Origin of the sequence: Microvirga brassicacearum (assembly GCF_008757455.1) — a bacterium.
GTDB classification, from domain to species: domain Bacteria; phylum Pseudomonadota; class Alphaproteobacteria; order Rhizobiales; family Beijerinckiaceae; genus Microvirga; species Microvirga brassicacearum.
Window position 1 is genome coordinate 1 of sequence record NZ_VCMV01000033.1, and the last position, 15,975, is coordinate 15,975.

Consider the following 15,975-nt stretch of genomic DNA (forward strand, 5'->3'; position numbering starts at 1 on the left):
TTACTGTCGATAAGCAGACGTTCACTGCGAGCTTCGAAGGTCAAACTCTGACCCGCTGCGGACTTTTCGACGAGCTACCGGCTTTGGGCTTGAATGATCCACTGTCCATCTTTCCAACGTATTGGCGTACCAAGCTCTTTACGATGCCGGAGGAGGAAATGATGAGTGTCAGACAGAGCCTGCTCGTCGCCTTGGTCTCCGTGGCCGGGTTCAGAAGTTCACCTATGGCATCGGCCCATGCCGCAACCTTCACCTGTCCTGACACCATGGCCGCAGACAGGCCGGGAGCGGCGTCTTCCCTTAGTGAGCTGTATGCAGGGGCCAACGACATCACCGCGCAATCGGCTTGTGGAATTGATGACCGATCTGCGCAAGAGCGGCATGAAGCCCGCTCTCATTGTCGACCATCTGATCGGGGTATATTGCCCGCTCGTCGCAGCCGACGCCATCCTCTCAGACAAGCAGAACGCCGATCGGGTTCGGCGGTTCGCGCGCTTGGTGACAGACTTGGCTTATGTGCCGTCAGATCCGGATGAGGTAGATGTTCTTGTCCAGACGGCTTTACCGCCAGATCTGCTGAGCCAAGTCGACCAATCGGCGGGTCGAGCCGGTCTCTCGCGCGACGAATGGATTGAGCGCTCGATCAAGCGACAACTCTCGGTCCCATAAATCTGCAGGGCCAAAACAAGACGTTCCCAACTGAAGCCGGCATGACCAACCAAGGGCGACGCTGACGGCCCGATGGCGGCGCACCCCGGCCCTCATCCGGGAGTGTCCAGTAGAGATGGCTTGCCGCTTTCTGGAGATTGAGAGGCATGACCAAGAAGAAGCCTGTCAGGTCAAAGCACAATCGGCACGGAGCGTGATCTTTTCATATCCAGCGTTTTGCCGGGTTGAGGACATAGCCCGACCTTATGTCTCGCCAATATTATTTGGATTTTTCCTGCAAGGATGCAGCGGTAGGCTCCCTGTGACGGTTGGGTTTTCGTTTTGCCCGTGAAAAGCACCGCATCGAACCCAGGGAGTTTACAAACATGTATCGGCCCAATCTCCTGAAGACGCGCCTCAAGAACGGCGAGAAAGTATTCGGAAGCTGGAATGTCCTTGCCAGTGCGTTCGCAACCGAAGTCATGGGTTATGCGGGCTTCGACTTCATCATCATCGATCATGAGCATGGCTGCGGCGACTTGATGACTCTCGGCCATCAGTTCCAGGCGCTTTCCCCCACACCGACCACCGCCTTGGTGCGCGTGCCGAGCCACGATAGCGCCTACATCCGTCGTGTTCTCGATCTGGGAGCCGAAGGTGTCGTGGTGCCGAGCGTCAATACGGCAGACGAGGCCCGCTCGATTGTTCAGGCCTGCCACTATCCCAAATTCGGGTCACGCGGCGCAGCGCCGGGGACGATCCGCGCCTCGAGCTTCGGTGCCGAGGCCAACCTGTATGCCCGCACCGCGAGCGAAAACACGCTGGTGATCTGCCAGATCGAAACAGTGGAAGGCGTGCAGAATGCGGACGAAATCGCCGCTGTCGAAGGCGTCGATATGATATTCGTCGGCCCCTACGACCTCTCCGCATCCGCGGGCTTTATGGGTGAGATGGATCATCCGGAAATCGTTGCGTTGATTGAAAAGGTGGAGATCGCTGCGAAGGCCTCCGGCAAGTCGCTAGGCTCAATTCTGAGGCCTGGTATCTCTCTCAAGGAGGTCTACGAGCGCGGCTATCAGCTGATTTCCACCGGGAGCGATTCGAGCCGTCTTCGTGCGGCTTGCTTGGCCGATGTCGCCAAGTTTCAGGATGCGGTCGGCTTGGATGAGGCGCCGAAACTCGTCTCCGTCAAGGCAAGCTGAGGAGAGCGCGCGCGTGACCACCACCAATGTCAATATCGTTCTGCGGGCCTACGACCAATTCTGCCCGCTCATCATCGGGGCGATCGAAACGCCTGGCGTCAAAATCAACGTCAACTTCAACACGCCCTTATCCAACGAATTCCCCGAAGACATCCATGCTGCCGAGGTTTCGTTCAACCGCTACGTCATGGCACGGGCGAATGGCGATCATCGTCTCGTCGGCATCCCAGCCTTCGTGCTTCGAGGCTTCCGTCACAGGAACTACATCGTCCGGCATGACTCTCCGCTGGAAAGCCTTGCCGATCTGAAAGGAAAGCGCGTCGGCTCGAACTCGTGGAGCGATACGGGAACGATGTGGGCGCGGGCGGCGCTCCGGGAGGCAGGCGTTGAGGTCAAGGACGTTCAATGGGTCATCGGCCACCTCGACGAGAAGATCAAAATGAAGCCGAAAACCTCGTTCGATGTGGAGCCGCCTGAGGGCTCGCATTTCTTGGGCGAGCACGAAACTCTGAGCGACGGCCTCAGGGCTGGTACGATCGACGCCGTCACGACCGCATTCATGCCGCCTTCCGTCTACGAGGTAAATGGAGAGTTCCGCAGGCTCGTCAGGGATTTCAGGACGGCGGAGACAGAGTATCATCAGAGGACCGGCATCTATCCCGGTTTCCATGTCATGGCCTTTCAGCGATCGTTCGCGGAAAGCAATCCCGACGCCGTGCTGGCGGTCTACGACGCGCTCAGGGCATCATGGGAAAACTGGTGGCTGAAGGTGAAGAACTTTGGCGAGGCTTCGCCCTGGGCAATCGCCGAAGCGGAGACCATGATCCGCGACTTTCCCGAAGACACCCCGCCGTTCGGGTTGCATCAGCCGGCTCACAGGAAGATGCTGGAAACCATGTGCCATGAGCAGTATGCCCAGGGGGTGGTCAAGGCGCCAGCCGATCCGACGAAGCTCTTTTCCGACTTCGAAGCCATCGCCAAGGCTACGGGACGTTAAGTCTCGCAGCTGACCTATGCACCCTCTGTTCACGTCGAATCGAGCTTCTCATGCCTGTCATCAACCGTGTCTCTGAATTCGTGTCTGACATCGCCCGGTGGCGTCAGGACTTTCATGAGCACCCCGAGTTGCTTTTCGATGTGAACAGAACCGCCGCGATCGTGGCCGAAAAACTCAAGTATTTCAAATGTGACGAGGTCGTAACGGGCGTTGCGCAGACCGGCGTTGTCGCGGTCATCCATGGTCGGGAGAATAGATCGGGAAAGCGTGTCGCTCTCAGGGCGGATATGGATGCACTGCCTCTCGATGAGCTGGGCGATCTGCCCTATAGATCGAAAACGCCGGGAAAGATGCACGCTTGCGGCCACGACGGGCATACCGCGATGCTGCTGGGGGCTGCTCGCTATCTGGCCGAGACCCGCAACTTCGATGGGACGGCGGTACTCATTTTCCAGCCGGCCGAGGAGGGCGGCGGCGGCGGCAAGATGATGATCGAGGAAGGCATCATGGAGCGTTTCGCCATCGATGAAGTCTACAGCATGCACAACATGCCGGGAATTCCAGTCGGTGCCTTCGCGATCCGCGCCGGCGCCATGATGGCTGCTGCGGATCGCTTTAAAATTCTGGTTGAAGGGAAGGGAACGCATGCCGCAATGCCACATCAAGGCACGGATACGATCCTCGCCTCCTGTCACTTGGTCACCGCCCTGCAGTCGATCGTCTCCAGGAACGTAAATCCCCTTGAGGCGGCGGTCGTCTCGGTGGGCCGCATTTCTTCTGGAGAGACTTTCAACGTGCTGCCGCAGCATGCGGAAATTCTCGGTACCGTTCGAACCCTTTCACCGGAAGTCCGGGATGATATCGAAATCCGCGTGCGATCCGTTGCGGACCATGTGACGGCGACTTTTGGGGCAACCGTCCAAGTCGAGTATATGCGCGGTTACCCTGTTCTCATGAATGACGCCGCCAGTGCACGCTTCATGCAGGAGGCTGCTTGTGATGTCGCCGGCTCGAATGCAGTCGATGGCCAGGCGGTTCCGATCATGGGATCGGAAGATTTTTCCTTCATGCTCGAGGAGCGGCCCGGCGCTTACATCTTCCTCGGCAACGGCGACAGTGCAGCGCTTCACCATCCTGCCTACGACTTCAACGACGCCGCAATCCCATTTGGTGTCTCACTTTGGGCTCGGCTTGTCGAAAAGCGCATGCCCGTTTAGCGAAGCGAAGCAGGGTGGCTCCGGCAATCTCTCAAAGCGGGTTGCGGTTTATGTCATTACATGCCGCCTTGAAGTGCTTTACGAAAGCTTTGGTCAAGTCGGAAGCGCGCCGGTTGGGATAAACCAGCTCGATCGCCACGCCGATCGTCGGCTCGAAGGGCCTGTAGGACAGCCTCTCCTTCGAATGGCTTCGAAGCGAAAACTCGTCGACCAGTCCGATGCCGATGCCGTTCTCCACATGCGGATAGATCGACATGACGCTATCCACCGTCAGCACCGGCTCAGGTCTCTGCTTGCTCGTGTCGATGACCTTTTCGAACTGGGCCAGCAACCATTGATGTCCCGGTGGAAAAGAGACCAACGGGTAGTCGACGAAGTCATCGTGAGTGACTGAGGTCCTCGACTCCAGCGGGTGGCCATTCGGCATGATGCAGAAAAGCCGGCCTGAGCAGACCTTTTCCACCGAAAGCCCTTCCTGCTCGGCCTCGCCTGTCGGAAACGAGATGCCAAGGTCCGCACCCTCGGCGGCGACCGCATGATAGACCGCCTTTCTCGGACGGATCAGAAGGTGAACTCGCGCTTCGAGTCTTTCCTTCAGGAATTGCTGCAGGGCCGCCGAGACGATGGCGTTTCCGAGCGGCTGGATCGCGGCGATGCTCATCCGCTGCGAAACGCCCTTCTGAATCATGGAGATGGCATCGGCGATCGCCTGGAAGTACCTGAAATTTCGCTGCAATGCTTCAAAGAGCAGCCGCCCTTCGTTGGTCGGCGCCAGGCGTCCTCTGTCTTTGCGGAAGAGCGCCAGCCCCAGCTGATCCTCCATCCTGCGGATCGTCGCGCTCACGGTAGGCTGGGATATATGGAGGCTCTCCGCTGCTGCGGTGATGCTGCCCGCAGCGACCACCGCATAAAAAACTTCGAGCTGACGCAAGCTCATAGCTCCCAGCGATGCAAGCACACTCATCGAAAGTCCCCAGCTCACGATCCGACCAACGATCCTAGATGACCCTGATAGGCGCGACAAATCAAGCGGTTCGCTCGCTGCGCGTTCACCGTGTCGCTGAACTGAAGCATGGCGCAAACGTGATTCTGCGCGGGAGACAGCATATAGTCTTCATCTATGCCGTGCCTAAACTTTAGATGTTTTTAAACGGCCTGGGGATGCCTTCTAATCGGCTTCGTCCTTTTCGAGGTCTTCTCGAGGCAAGGGGTTAGGCCACAATCCGATGAAAGGATCGACGGTGAGCAATATGACCACAGCGGAAGTCGGGTCTGACGGGGGCAGCGGCCCATCCTGGAACCCAAGAGATGTCTCTCGGGCAATCACTTCAGTCAACTATCTGCGCTGGTTGCTGATTGTCGTCGTTCTGGCTCTGGTCGCCCAGTTTCTATCCCTCGTGGTCAGCAATGAGACCTTTCAATGGGATGTGGTGCTCAGATGGCTATTCGATCCATCGGTGATCAGCGGCCTCTACGTGACGCTTGGCCTGACCGTGGTCGCCATGGTCCTCGGCACCGCCATCGGCCTTGTCCTGGCCATCTGCCGACTCTCTCAGAGCCGGGCCGCATCCTCCTTCGCTGCGGTCTACATCTGGTTCTTCCGCGGCACGCCGATGCTGGTGCAACTGATCTTCTGGTACAACATGGCGACAATCTTCCCTCAGCTGTCGATCAGCATACCCTTCGGGCCGACGCTGATCAATTGGGAGACGAATGCGATCATCACGCCGTTGACGGCAGCCATCGTCGGCCTCGCTCTCAACGAGGCAGCCTATATGGCAGAGGTCATCCGAGGTGGCCTGTTGTCGGTCGATCCCGGTCAAAGCGAGACGGCTCAGGCTTTCGGAATGACCCGAAGCCGTGCGCTTTGGCGTATCATCATTCCCCAGGCCATGCGCTCCATTGTGCCGCCGACGGGCAATCAACTCATCAGTATGATCAAAGGGACATCGCTCGTCAGCGTCATTGCGATGAACGACCTGCTGTATTCGGTGCAGGCAGTCTATAACCGTACGTTCGAGATTATCCCGCTGCTCATGGTCGCCGTGATCTGGTATCTCGTGATTACGTCGATCCTCAACGTCGGACAAACCTTCATCGAACGCTACTACGCCCGTGGCGAGCGCAACAACCAGATGCGTGGCCCCCAGGAGGTTGCAATGCCGGTGGAGGAAGCGCGATGAACATGACCGCTCCAATCAGTCAAAGCGTGCGCTCCCCCGTGCTGGTGCGCGCCCGAAACGTCCACAAGTCCTACGGTCAGCATGAAGTGCTGAAGGGGATCGATCTAGATGTCCGTGTCGGTGAGACGATCGTCATCCTCGGTCCCTCGGGATCCGGAAAATCGACTTTCCTTCGATGCATCAACCATCTCGAGACCATGCAAGGCGGATCGATAGTCGTCGGTGACGAGCAGGTCGGCTATCAGATGCGGGGGGGCAAACTCTATCGTGCTTCGCCCGGCGTCATGGCGCGCCAGCGCAAGGACATCGGCATGGTCTTCCAGCAGTTCAATCTGTATCCTCATCTGACCGTCCTCCAGAACATCACCGAAGCTCCAATCGGCGTCCACGGCGAAAAGCGAGCGGAGGCGGAAGCATATGCCCGCGCATTGCTTGAGAGAGTGGGGCTCTCAGAGAAGGAGAGTGCCTACCCGCGCCAGCTGTCCGGAGGCCAGCAGCAGCGCGTCGCCATAGCGCGAGCATTGGCCATCAAGCCGAAACTGATGCTTTTCGATGAGCCGACTTCGGCGCTCGACCCCGAACTCGTCGGCGAAGTTCTCGCAACGATGAGGGACCTTGCGACGCAGGGACTGACGATGATCGTCGTCACACATGAGATCGGGTTCGCCAAGGAGGCCGCCGACCGCGTCATCTTCATGGACGACGGCAAGATCGTCGAGGAGGGCTCTCCCGAACAGGTGTTGGTAAACCCCACGCAGCCGCGGACGAGAGCCTTCCTCAATCGTTTCATTTAGGTCCGGATGAAGTCATAGAAACCAGAAGGGAACAGAAAATGCTACGGAAGCTCATCAGATATTCACTCGTCTCAGCAGCGATTGCCTGTGCGATGCCGGCGTTTGCTCAAGACGTTCCGGTGCAGAAGTTGAATGAGAAGATCAGGGCGTTGCTGCCGGAAAGTATTCGGCAGCGGGGCTATCTCGTCGCAGTGAATAGCGGTTCCTATCCACCCTATGAGATCGTGATCGGGCCGAATGAGCTTCAAGGGGCCAGCAACGATTTCGCAACGGCCTTTGGTCAACTGTTCGGCGTCGATGTTCGTCACCAGACCGTAGGCGGCCTCGCGGCGATGTTGGCAGGGTTCGATGCCGGCCGCTACGACATGTCACTCGGCCCGACAGGAGATTTTCCGGATCGCCGCTCCAAGATCGACTTCATCGATTGGGTGCAGGAATACGTGGCCTTCGCAGTCCAGAAGGGCAATCCCAAGAATATTCAGAACCTCGACGACGTCTGCGGGCTGACGATCGCGGTAATGGCGGCTGGCTCAGCCGAACGGGTCCTGAAGGCGAAGGCGGAAAATTGCGCGGCATCGGGTAAGCCGGTGACCGTCCAGTCCTTTCCTGACCAAAACTCCTCCATCTTGGCGGTGCGCTCGAAGCGCTCGGACGGCTTCTTCTCCGGACAGGCGCCACTGACCTACTTCGTCAATCAGTCTTCCAATGTGCTTGATCTTGCGGCCGCCAATCTTCCAAACGGTTTCGGCGACATCTATCAGGGCGGCATTGCGCCGAAGGGCTCAGATATGAGCAAAGCGATGCTCGCCGCATTCCAGGAACTGTTCGACAACGGAACCTATGCAATCGTCATGAAAAAGTGGGGTCTTGAACGCAACATGCTCAAGAAGCCGGGAATCAACCTCGCCCCGGACACGGAGCACTTCAAAACGAAGTGAGCCGGCGACATCGATCCTTGTCTCAAGGGTGAACTGATGGGGCGTCTGTTGCGCCGGGCCCTTGAGATGACGGCTCCAATATTCGGCTGTCTTGAGGGCAAGGCCGCAGCTGAATGCTGCGGCCTCGGAGCGGGAACCTGTAGGCGAGTTTGCGTCGGCCTGGAATGATCCATCCGCTCCGGCCGAGAAAATGCTTCACGGCACTCGCGGGATCAGCATTCCAAAGCGCGCAGAGACAACGGCTTTCTCGACGCTGTGACTATCGTGAGCGGAACGTGATTATGACCCACATGCTGAATGACGAAATCGATAGGATCGTCAGCCAGATCGAACCGGATCTCATTGCGATCCGCCGGCAGATCCACGCAAATCCCGAACTGTCACTTGAAGAGTTCGAAACTGCCAGGTTGGTGGAGGAGCAACTCGGAACTCTGGGTATCGATCATGTGCGCCGCTTTGGGGGAACTGGCATTGCTGCTATCGTCGGCACTGCGAACGGTCTGGTTGTCGGGATTCGCGGAGATATGGACGCGCTCCCTATTCAGGAAGAATCCGGTGCTCCCTACGCTTCGACCCGGCCCGGTGTGTCGCATGCGTGCGGGCACGATGCGCATACGGCTATCGTCCTAGGCGTTGCCCGCGTCATGCACCTGCTGAAGGATAAGCTTCCCGGCCGGGCAATGCTGGTCTTTCAACCGGCCGAGGAGGGCCATGGAGGTGCTGCCGCCATGATCGAGGACGGCGTGCTCGAGTGGGGCAAACCAGATGTCATGCTCGGCTTTCACAACTGGCCGCTTTTGCCTCCCGGAACTGTAGGCTGGCATCCTTCCGCCTCGTTCGCCTCGTCAGACCGGTTCACGGCAACCTTGACCGGCGTCTCGGGCCATGGCGCCCATCCGCATCTCGCGCGGGATGTGATTGTGGCGGCGGCTCACTTCATCGGAGAAGCACAGACCATCGTCAGTCGGGAGATCGCGCCGCTACAGCCTGCTGTCGTCAGTTTCGGCTCCATCAACGGAGGAACCGCTGGTAATCAGCTTCCAGATCGCGTCGTGATCGTGGGCACTGCGCGCTGTCACAGTGATGACGTGCGGAAGGCCATCCAGGACGCGCTGGTTCGCATCGGCCAAGGAGTCGCGCTCTCTCATCGCGTCGAATGTAGGGTGAGTTTCGACAGCGGAAGCGGCCCCGTTGTCAACGATCCGAGGGTTTTATCCACGCTGGTGCGATCCTGCGAGGAAGCGCTGGGCTCGCCCCACGTCTACAACCTCGGACAGGGAACGATGGGGGCCGAGGATTTTTCAGAGTTCTCTTCACGTGTCCCGAGCGCTCATATCCGCGTCGGGTCGAAACGGAAAGACCGGGAAACGATGCTTCACCGCAGCAATTTCGACTTGGACGAGGCTTGCATCGCCATATCGGTTCGATGCCTGTGCTATGGGATCCTCAGGTTAATGAACTCGGATGAGTGGAAGGCAATCTAAGCGCCCATAATTGCCCAAAGTCGATGTAGTCCGCATCATAAGTTCTCTAGTTAGGTTGATTAAGTGGGCCTTCCGTTGGGCTTTGCAGCAAGAATTCTGTGTCAGAGCTTTAGTCGCGGTGGCTGCGATCACGGCAGCGGAGACAGAGAGGTTCAATGGCAGGCCTTCTCCTATCTACGAAGCGTTCAAATTAACTTGTCACCGGGCATTTTGGCGTGAGACAGGCGATCCAATAGTTTCAGTGACTTAGTTGTAATCACGAGACAAAGGTTTGGGCATTTAACGTGAGATTCTCGTTGGCGTTGAGCATTTAACCTGAGACTCCGGCTCACAAAGGTTGTCTGGATTTTGAGCGGAGCGAGCCTGGCGGGGCCACAGTCAAAGGGAGCGCTTGAGCACGCGTCAATGCCAAGCTGCGCATTGCGTTAGCCGGGATGGAGCAGGGCAGGGGAATTCTCGAAGCTGTCTGACATTGGCAGTTAACTTGAGATTCCTCGCTCACCGAATCTCACGCCAAAATGCCCATGGCGTCTCAGAAATCTCGAATCTCACGCCAAAGGGCCTAGCGACAGCTACTCTCCGCACGAAGACAACGCACCCCGCTTCCGGCTGTGCGTTGTCTATGAGGGAGAGCCTACTCACCAAAGCCGTTGGAGAAACCAACCGTCATCCGGAGCACAAAGAAAATCGCAGATCGGCTTTTACGGAAGCACTTATATGCCAGCCGCGGCTAACATCACACGATACCCGTATAGAGGCGCATACCATCCGACGCACGCTCGGTTTCCGGCATCAGGTCAATGAGTTGGCCGTTTACCTGACGTAGATCCTCCCAGGATTTGGATGACTTGTGGCGCTCTCCAAGATCGATGAGCTGCTTGCCAAGCGTCTGGTCGTTCATGGATGCCCTGCGCTGGACTAGGTTCTCGAACATTCCCGTGAGGAACTCAGGCAGGCGCATAAGAATGTTCCAGCGAAGACGCTCCAGATCGGACGTTGCATTCTCGACGCGTTCGGGGTTTGTCGAGTTGATGAAAGTCTGCTCTCTCGCGATCACCTCTCGTAATTGGTGCCTCTCGCGATCGTTCCCGCTCTCCTGAACGAGAACCGCCACCTCCTGCTTCGCCGAAGCGTAAGCGGCCTTGGCGGTGTCGAGGCGCTTCGATGCCGTCAACTCGAAAACCTCTTGGGCGACCCGGCGCTTTTTATCCTCGAGCTTGTATCGATCGTCGGTCACGTCGTCATTCGAGAGCGATCCGCACTCGGACATAAGCTCGTGCACTTTTCCGAGGAGTTTTTCCAGCTTGTCGGCGGTGTCTTGCCTGCCATTGTTCGTGGCGTCCTCGGCTTCGCTTTGGATCCGGTTCTCGAGGTGGAGAACCTCGGATGCTAGCAATCGCGGATCGACCTGCCGGGCAGTACCCTTGAAGACTTGCGAAAACTCCTGTCCGGTTCCATTGAGGTAGGCGGAGACCGTGTGGTCCCTCGATTCGGAAACCTCGAAAGTGAGGTCAATCTCCGTTCCCCTCATCAGGTCCCGGTTGATTTGCTTCCCGGTGATCTGAAGAACGCCGATGGGCTTGTTGGTGGACGAATGTTTCTCGGCGGGCCCTTCGACGACCATGATGCGAATGTCGTCGTCCGAACCTTTGGTGATGGTTCGCCCAACCTCGACTGACGACTTGGTTTTCGTCGGGAGGATGCCGTTCTTCGAGAAGATCTTCTTGAGCCGGGTGTCCTTGTTTGCAACGTCGTCGGTAACCAGGCAGATGTCCTCAGGGAGCATTTGTCCGGCCACGCTGTAGCGCCCCTGGGCGATTTGGATGGAGTCGAAGCCAACATCGAGCACATTGTTGCTGCCGTCGAGTATCCGGAACTGGAAGAAATTAAAGGCTCCCTCCCGGAGCGGCAGGTCTTCGGTTATGCGGGCCGAAAGCGCCTTCAGGCCGCTGTCGAACGAGCCGTCCTCGTTGGAGATGCGGTAGAAGAGACCAGCGAGATCGCCCTCCACCTTGGCGCTGAAGGTCTCCTCCGCCTCCTGAGAGTTTCGATTGAACACGGTGCGGATCTTAATCCGACTTTCCCCCGCGCGAGAGCCTGCCGCCTGCGCACCGCCATTGAACTCCTTGGCGCCGGCAAAATATGCCGCGCCGACGGCAATTGCGTTGGTGGGGTCGATGGAGGTGTTCACCGCAATGCCCATGAGCTCCTCGACGCGCTTGCGAACGTAAGGGATGTAGGTGCTGCCGCCCACCATCAGTACGAACTTCAGATCCTCTGAGCGGAGGGAGTTGCGGGTGATGATGACCTTCATCATCTCGACGGTGCTATCGACCGCGTCCTTGATGATTTCCTCTAGTTCCGACCGGGTGATGGTCAAGAGGGAGTCGATCACCGTCCCTTCCTCGTCCTCGAGGCTTACCATGCCGAGATCCACCTCGGCCGACGATTTGGTCGATAGTTCGATCTTGGCGGATTCGGCGGCGTGAAGCAGGCGATACCAGAGCTTGTTGTACTTTCCCGACTCACTCTTCATTTGACCGATCAGGTCCGTGAACTTTCCACGCCGGGCAATTTGTGGTGCGAGTATCAGCTCAACGACGCGGGCATCAAGATCGGAGCCGCCGAGATAGTTATCACCTTCGTGGTCAATTACGGTGAGCTCGCCCTCGACGATCCTCACCAGGGCAACGTCGAATGTCCCGCCGCCGAAGTCGTAGACGATCCACTGACTGTTACGAAGGTCGACGCCCCTCTCCTTGTTGGCATAGGCCAAGCTAGCGGCGATGGGTTCCTGAAGCAGCAACACCTGTTCGAAGCCGGCCGCGAGGCCTGCTTCCTTCGTGGCGTTCGACTGGACCGTATCGAAGGAGGCAGGAATAGTGATGACGGCTGATCTGACGCCCTCGCCGGAGTGAACGAAGTTCCTGAGCTCCTTTAGGACGAAAGCGGACAGCTCGACCGGAGTCTTCGATCCTGCGGATTGGGTTTTGATGGTCTCGGTGGTGCCCATTTTCCGCTTGAATCGGCTGGCGACGTTCTTGGGGTCCTTCTCCACGTAGATGCGAGCCTGATCGCCGACCAGGATGCGGTCGTTCCTGAACGCGACGACGGAGGGAAGGGACTCCTTGAAGCCGTTCGGGTTTTTGAAGACCTCGACCTGCCCCTTATCAAATTTTGCGATGAGAGAGTTGGACGTCCCGAGGTCGATCCCGAAATTGATCATGCTGCTCATTTTTCATCCCCTATTTCTTTTGATTGGACGACCACGATCCCCTTTTGAACCACCCGAGATAACTCGGTGAGGCCAGCGCGGATCACGGGCTTGATGACCTCGGCGACCACCAGATTCTCGGTGCTTTGGCCAGAGATCGTCGCATCCAGATCCGTTCTGGTTTCCTTGAACGGCTGACCTGATGGATCCTCGTAGAAAACGCCTTCTTCCCGGAAGGCGTCCTTTATTTTCTCCACGTTGCGACTCGCGTTTCCCGGGTCACCGTGCAGGGCGAGCTTCTTCTCGATCTCGTAGAGGTGATTGAGTATCGACAGAAACGTCTTCGGCACTTGGATCACTGGTAGTTGTGACATCTTCATCCTTCGTCTTGCCCCATGGCCCTCGACAGAAAAGTGAGCAGCGGTGCGTTGTCGGTATCCCTCAGTGCCATATCGATTTTTACTTTGGCGGCATGAGAGTCGGACATCGTTACGATTCCGTCCTTTACAGCGCATCGCACCCTTTCCCACGGCACGAGATGCGTCTTGCTGGATATCCAGCCCTTAGTTTCGAACGCAACCCCTTGAGATGAGAGAGTGCAGGGGCCGATTTTTACGCTCGATCCCTTCGCGATCTGTTCCTGGACCCCGATGCATACCGGGATAAATATGTACTCGAGGGCGGCGTTGATGAGATTCGAGAAATTTGTCTGGGAGGTTTCGCCATCCTTCGTTGTCCAGTCGAACTTGACTCGTCCCCCGTCGGCGGCCGCCACGTGGAACCTATAATCGTAGACGATCGATGAGTCCCGGCGCGTCATCAAGGATCCCCAGCGCAGAATTGTCACTTCCGCGGTGGGGATGAACAGATCGCCTTGACGGATACCCTTCTTGGTGATCTCCCAGGTATCGCCAGCGCTCGTCAACCGGACCTCTGCCTTGCGCTCTTCGCGGATCATTTCCTCAACCTGACTCAGGTCATCTTGAAGCCTTTGAACGACCTCGGCAGATTTGAACCTGAGCCGATCGGCGAGATTGAGAATAACCTTCGCGAGATCGAGATCGCCGTGATCGTTTGCGGAGGCGATCGAGATCCGCCTCAACTGGATCGCTGCCTCATCCTGCTGGTCCAGGAAAGGCGTGGGGAGAAGATTGATGATGCGGAGAAAGCCGTTTTCCTCCAGGAGGCGCGTGACTTCCGGGGATGAGAGCTTGCGAGTTCCCGCTTCATTGGCCGCTTTCCGCAAGGGATCGAGGAGACGGCCGACTACGCGGCGCGAATTCTCGAAGCATCGGTCCGCATAAGACGGAGATACCCATCGGCGGCCATCCAGTACACATTCGAGGATGGTCAGGTTTCGTTGGTCGATCGCCCTTGAAAGTACCCTGTCGAACTGTGGGGCGAACCTGTTGCTGAGCCACTCGCGAAACTCTTGGGTTTCATCCTGCACGAGTTCAAGGAAGTCGAGCGGCGAGAAGTGCTCATTAACTAGAAAGTGCTCGTGAGACCCCTTGCTGAGGAAGTCGAGCAGGGGCTTGTTCTCGAAAACTCGCCAGTGGAAGGTCTTCTTGTCGTCGTCGCTCAACTCCTCGCAAATCCCAATGGCTCTCGACCTGTCGACAATCACGCCGGGCATCCACGGCAAGTTCCCGTTTTCGAGGTCGATCTCGCGCAGAAGCGACTTCCGAAGTCGCTGGACCGCCTTCGCGTCGAATTCGTCGAATTCCAGATCGCTCGGCGGATTGAGCAGTTGGAAGGGATTGATGTACTCGGAATGCCAAAGGTCCTCCGATAGGACGGTGTCTCCCTCGAGCCGGGCGGATTTTGCCCTTTCGAGCAGTTTGGGGAGCGTGGCCGAGATGCTTTTGTCCGGCTGGTCATAGTCCGGGTACCGTCTCGCAACCAAACGCCAGGTATCGATGGCGTCTGCCTCTTGCGACATGTCGGGATGGGCGTACGCAAGTCCGATGTTGAATAGGCTGAAACGGCTGTCATTCTCAGACGCGTCTTCTGCCCAGTATCTGATCGCTTCGTGCAAGTGACGGTTCCGGTATTGGAGTGCCCCTTGCCTGTTTAGTGCATTCGACCCCAGACCTTCTAAAACCTCGATTCGAGCGAGGACGGTCATCTCTTTCTCATCCTGCGCGGGCAGGTCCTGATTCCGATAAATTGCGGCAAGCGCTTCCAGCGCATCGAAATTGTCCGGATCCAGACCTATGGACACCTCGTGTGCCGACTTTGCGGCATCGTGTTCTCCGGACTTCGAGAGTGCATTTCCGAGCTGCGACCAGCCGCGGGAGAATTGCGGAACGAGGTCGACCATTATGCGCAGGGCGATAATCTGGTTCTTCGTATCCCCCAAATCTCTGCGATTGAGGGCGACCTGCCACCAAGCCTCCGCATTCTCTGGATCAGCAACAGAAGCGGCTAGAGAGGACAGAAGCGCTTCCTCAAGCCTGTTGTTCTTGCGATGCTCCTTGGAAGCTTCGACTAACTCATCAGCGGTCAAGGATCAGGTGCTCCTGCTGAACATTGATAGGCCCTCGATCATCGGTCGCTTTTTCGAGTGTCCGCATTTGGCAATGAAGACCGCCGCAGCAACTGAGCCATCGGATGCGTTGAAAAGACGCTTGATCTCGGATTGATCCAACGGGGAGGTCGAGCGTCACTATGGGAAGGAGCAGGGCGATCCTCAAAACGCACCCTAGCGGACATCGTTATGCCTGCGACGGAATCGTCCGAAATTTCAAGAACTCCCCACAGCCGACGCGTCGGCAGCTATTTTTATGATTGATTTCCTTCTACCACCTACGCTGGAGTTCACAAGAGGGACACTTCCGACCAGCGGTATCGACGTGACTTTGAGGGCATTGGTGATGTCACCAGCCGGGGTTCGAAGCGCCTGATTCGTGCGCGAGTGCTTCGTATCCAGCTTTCTCGGCATCGGACTTGGTGGGAAAAGGCGTCATGAGGCGATTGCAGTCCATGTCCTCGACGCACCAGCCCTCCGGAACGCGACGACACCAACCGATCTGGACATCGCCGTTTACGGCGATAGAGGCATAGAGACCCGATTCGACCCGCACCATCGTCATGGGTCGTTCGATTCCGGATTTGTCACGTGATGACCTGTGGACCACTCAAACCAGTTCGACACGAACACCAATTGTTGCCCGTCGGGATACGCCCGGTCTTTGGCCAGGCTCTCATCGTGAGCGGGGGACAGGCTGCATTTCCATTTCCGGGTTGTTGTCCCATTGAGCGGCTCCCGTTGCCAAATCGATCCAAAGATCAAAGC

General features: G+C 57.5%; 13 protein-coding genes. 8 read left to right on the forward strand and 5 right to left on the reverse strand.

All coding sequences use genetic code 11. The features are described from left to right. The first annotated feature begins 357 nt into the window (after window positions 1-357). The 4 genes from FEZ63_RS17810 to FEZ63_RS17825 all read left to right on the forward strand — a co-directional run bounded on the left by FEZ63_RS17810 (window position 358) and on the right by FEZ63_RS17825 (window position 4,064). Window positions 358-669: a glutelin gene (locus tag FEZ63_RS17810; protein ID WP_150946984.1), complete on the forward strand. Its 312-nt coding sequence runs from the start codon at window positions 358-360 to the stop codon at window positions 667-669. 365 nt (window positions 670-1,034) lie between these two features. Further along, window positions 1,035-1,850 (forward strand): HpcH/HpaI aldolase family protein, encoded by an 816-nt coding sequence (locus FEZ63_RS17815; RefSeq protein WP_150946986.1) that lies wholly within the window; start codon window positions 1,035-1,037, stop codon window positions 1,848-1,850. 13 nt (window positions 1,851-1,863) lie between these two features. Then, entirely contained in the window at window positions 1,864-2,847 is a 984-nt protein-coding gene (locus FEZ63_RS17820; RefSeq protein ID WP_150946988.1) for an ABC transporter substrate-binding protein, read from the forward strand. Window positions 2,848-2,897: 50 nt separating this feature from the next. Beyond that, window positions 2,898-4,064 (forward strand): M20 aminoacylase family protein, encoded by a 1,167-nt coding sequence (locus FEZ63_RS17825; RefSeq protein ID WP_150946989.1) that lies wholly within the window; start codon window positions 2,898-2,900, stop codon window positions 4,062-4,064. A 31-nt stretch (window positions 4,065-4,095) separates the two neighbouring features. Here FEZ63_RS17825 and FEZ63_RS17830 read toward each other — a convergent pair whose 3' ends face one another. Further along, window positions 4,096-5,028: a LysR family transcriptional regulator gene (locus tag FEZ63_RS17830; protein WP_244622865.1), complete on the reverse strand. Its 933-nt coding sequence runs from the start codon at window positions 5,026-5,028 to the stop codon at window positions 4,096-4,098. A gap of 277 nt (window positions 5,029-5,305) precedes the next feature. On the opposite strand from FEZ63_RS17830, the gene FEZ63_RS17835 reads away from it, so the two are divergent. From FEZ63_RS17835 to FEZ63_RS17850, 4 genes are all read left to right on the forward strand, one after another. Then, window positions 5,306-6,247: an amino acid ABC transporter permease gene (locus FEZ63_RS17835; RefSeq protein WP_420846300.1), complete on the forward strand. Its 942-nt coding sequence runs from the start codon at window positions 5,306-5,308 to the stop codon at window positions 6,245-6,247. Further along, window positions 6,244-7,041, forward strand: a complete 798-nt coding sequence (locus FEZ63_RS17840; RefSeq protein ID WP_150946991.1) for an amino acid ABC transporter ATP-binding protein — start codon at window positions 6,244-6,246, stop codon at window positions 7,039-7,041. Before FEZ63_RS17835 ends, FEZ63_RS17840 begins: the two co-directional genes overlap by 4 nt. Before the next feature lie 38 nt (window positions 7,042-7,079). Further along, window positions 7,080-7,979 (forward strand): ABC transporter substrate-binding protein, encoded by a 900-nt coding sequence (locus FEZ63_RS17845; RefSeq protein ID WP_150946993.1) that lies wholly within the window; start codon window positions 7,080-7,082, stop codon window positions 7,977-7,979. Between the two features lie 281 nt (window positions 7,980-8,260). Then, window positions 8,261-9,463 carry a M20 metallopeptidase family protein gene (locus FEZ63_RS17850; RefSeq protein ID WP_150946995.1) on the forward strand — a complete coding sequence of 401 codons (1,203 nt, stop codon included), beginning with the start codon at window positions 8,261-8,263 and terminating at the stop codon, window positions 9,461-9,463. Between the two features lie 736 nt (window positions 9,464-10,199). Here the strand turns inward: FEZ63_RS17850 and FEZ63_RS17855 are convergent. The 4 genes from FEZ63_RS17855 to FEZ63_RS17870 form a co-directional block, all read right to left on the reverse strand. Beyond that, window positions 10,200-12,698 carry an Hsp70 family protein gene (locus FEZ63_RS17855; RefSeq protein WP_150946997.1) on the reverse strand — a complete coding sequence of 833 codons (2,499 nt, stop codon included), beginning with the start codon at window positions 12,696-12,698 and terminating at the stop codon, window positions 10,200-10,202. Further along, window positions 12,695-13,057, reverse strand: a complete 363-nt coding sequence (locus tag FEZ63_RS17860; protein WP_150946999.1) for a hypothetical protein — start codon at window positions 13,055-13,057, stop codon at window positions 12,695-12,697. Before FEZ63_RS17860 ends, FEZ63_RS17855 begins: the two co-directional genes overlap by 4 nt. Then, window positions 13,054-15,186, reverse strand: coding sequence for a tetratricopeptide repeat protein (locus tag FEZ63_RS17865; protein WP_150947001.1), 2,133 nt, complete (start codon window positions 15,184-15,186; stop codon window positions 13,054-13,056). Before FEZ63_RS17865 ends, FEZ63_RS17860 begins: the two co-directional genes overlap by 4 nt. Before the next feature lie 370 nt (window positions 15,187-15,556). After that, window positions 15,557-15,772, reverse strand: a complete 216-nt coding sequence (locus tag FEZ63_RS17870) for a hypothetical protein (RefSeq protein WP_150947003.1) — start codon at window positions 15,770-15,772, stop codon at window positions 15,557-15,559. Window positions 15,773-15,975: the final 203 nt, after the last annotated feature.

Coding starts and splice junctions, on each gene's coding strand:
- FEZ63_RS17810 (WP_150946984.1), top strand. CDS start 358: ATGACCGATCTGCGCAAGAGCGGCATGAAGCCCGCTCTCATTGTCGAC.
- FEZ63_RS17815 (WP_150946986.1), top strand. CDS start 1,035: ATGTATCGGCCCAATCTCCTGAAGACGCGCCTCAAGAACGGCGAGAAA.
- FEZ63_RS17825 (WP_150946989.1), top strand. CDS start 2,898: ATGCCTGTCATCAACCGTGTCTCTGAATTCGTGTCTGACATCGCCCGG.
- FEZ63_RS17830 (WP_244622865.1), bottom strand. CDS start 5,028: ATGAGTGTGCTTGCATCGCTGGGAGCTATGAGCTTGCGTCAGCTCGAA.
- FEZ63_RS17840 (WP_150946991.1), top strand. CDS start 6,244: ATGAACATGACCGCTCCAATCAGTCAAAGCGTGCGCTCCCCCGTGCTG.
- FEZ63_RS17845 (WP_150946993.1), top strand. CDS start 7,080: ATGCTACGGAAGCTCATCAGATATTCACTCGTCTCAGCAGCGATTGCC.
- FEZ63_RS17850 (WP_150946995.1), top strand. CDS start 8,261: ATGACCCACATGCTGAATGACGAAATCGATAGGATCGTCAGCCAGATC.
- FEZ63_RS17855 (WP_150946997.1), bottom strand. CDS start 12,698: ATGAGCAGCATGATCAATTTCGGGATCGACCTCGGGACGTCCAACTCT.
- FEZ63_RS17860 (WP_150946999.1), bottom strand. CDS start 13,057: ATGAAGATGTCACAACTACCAGTGATCCAAGTGCCGAAGACGTTTCTG.
- FEZ63_RS17870 (WP_150947003.1), bottom strand. CDS start 15,772: ATGACGATGGTGCGGGTCGAATCGGGTCTCTATGCCTCTATCGCCGTA.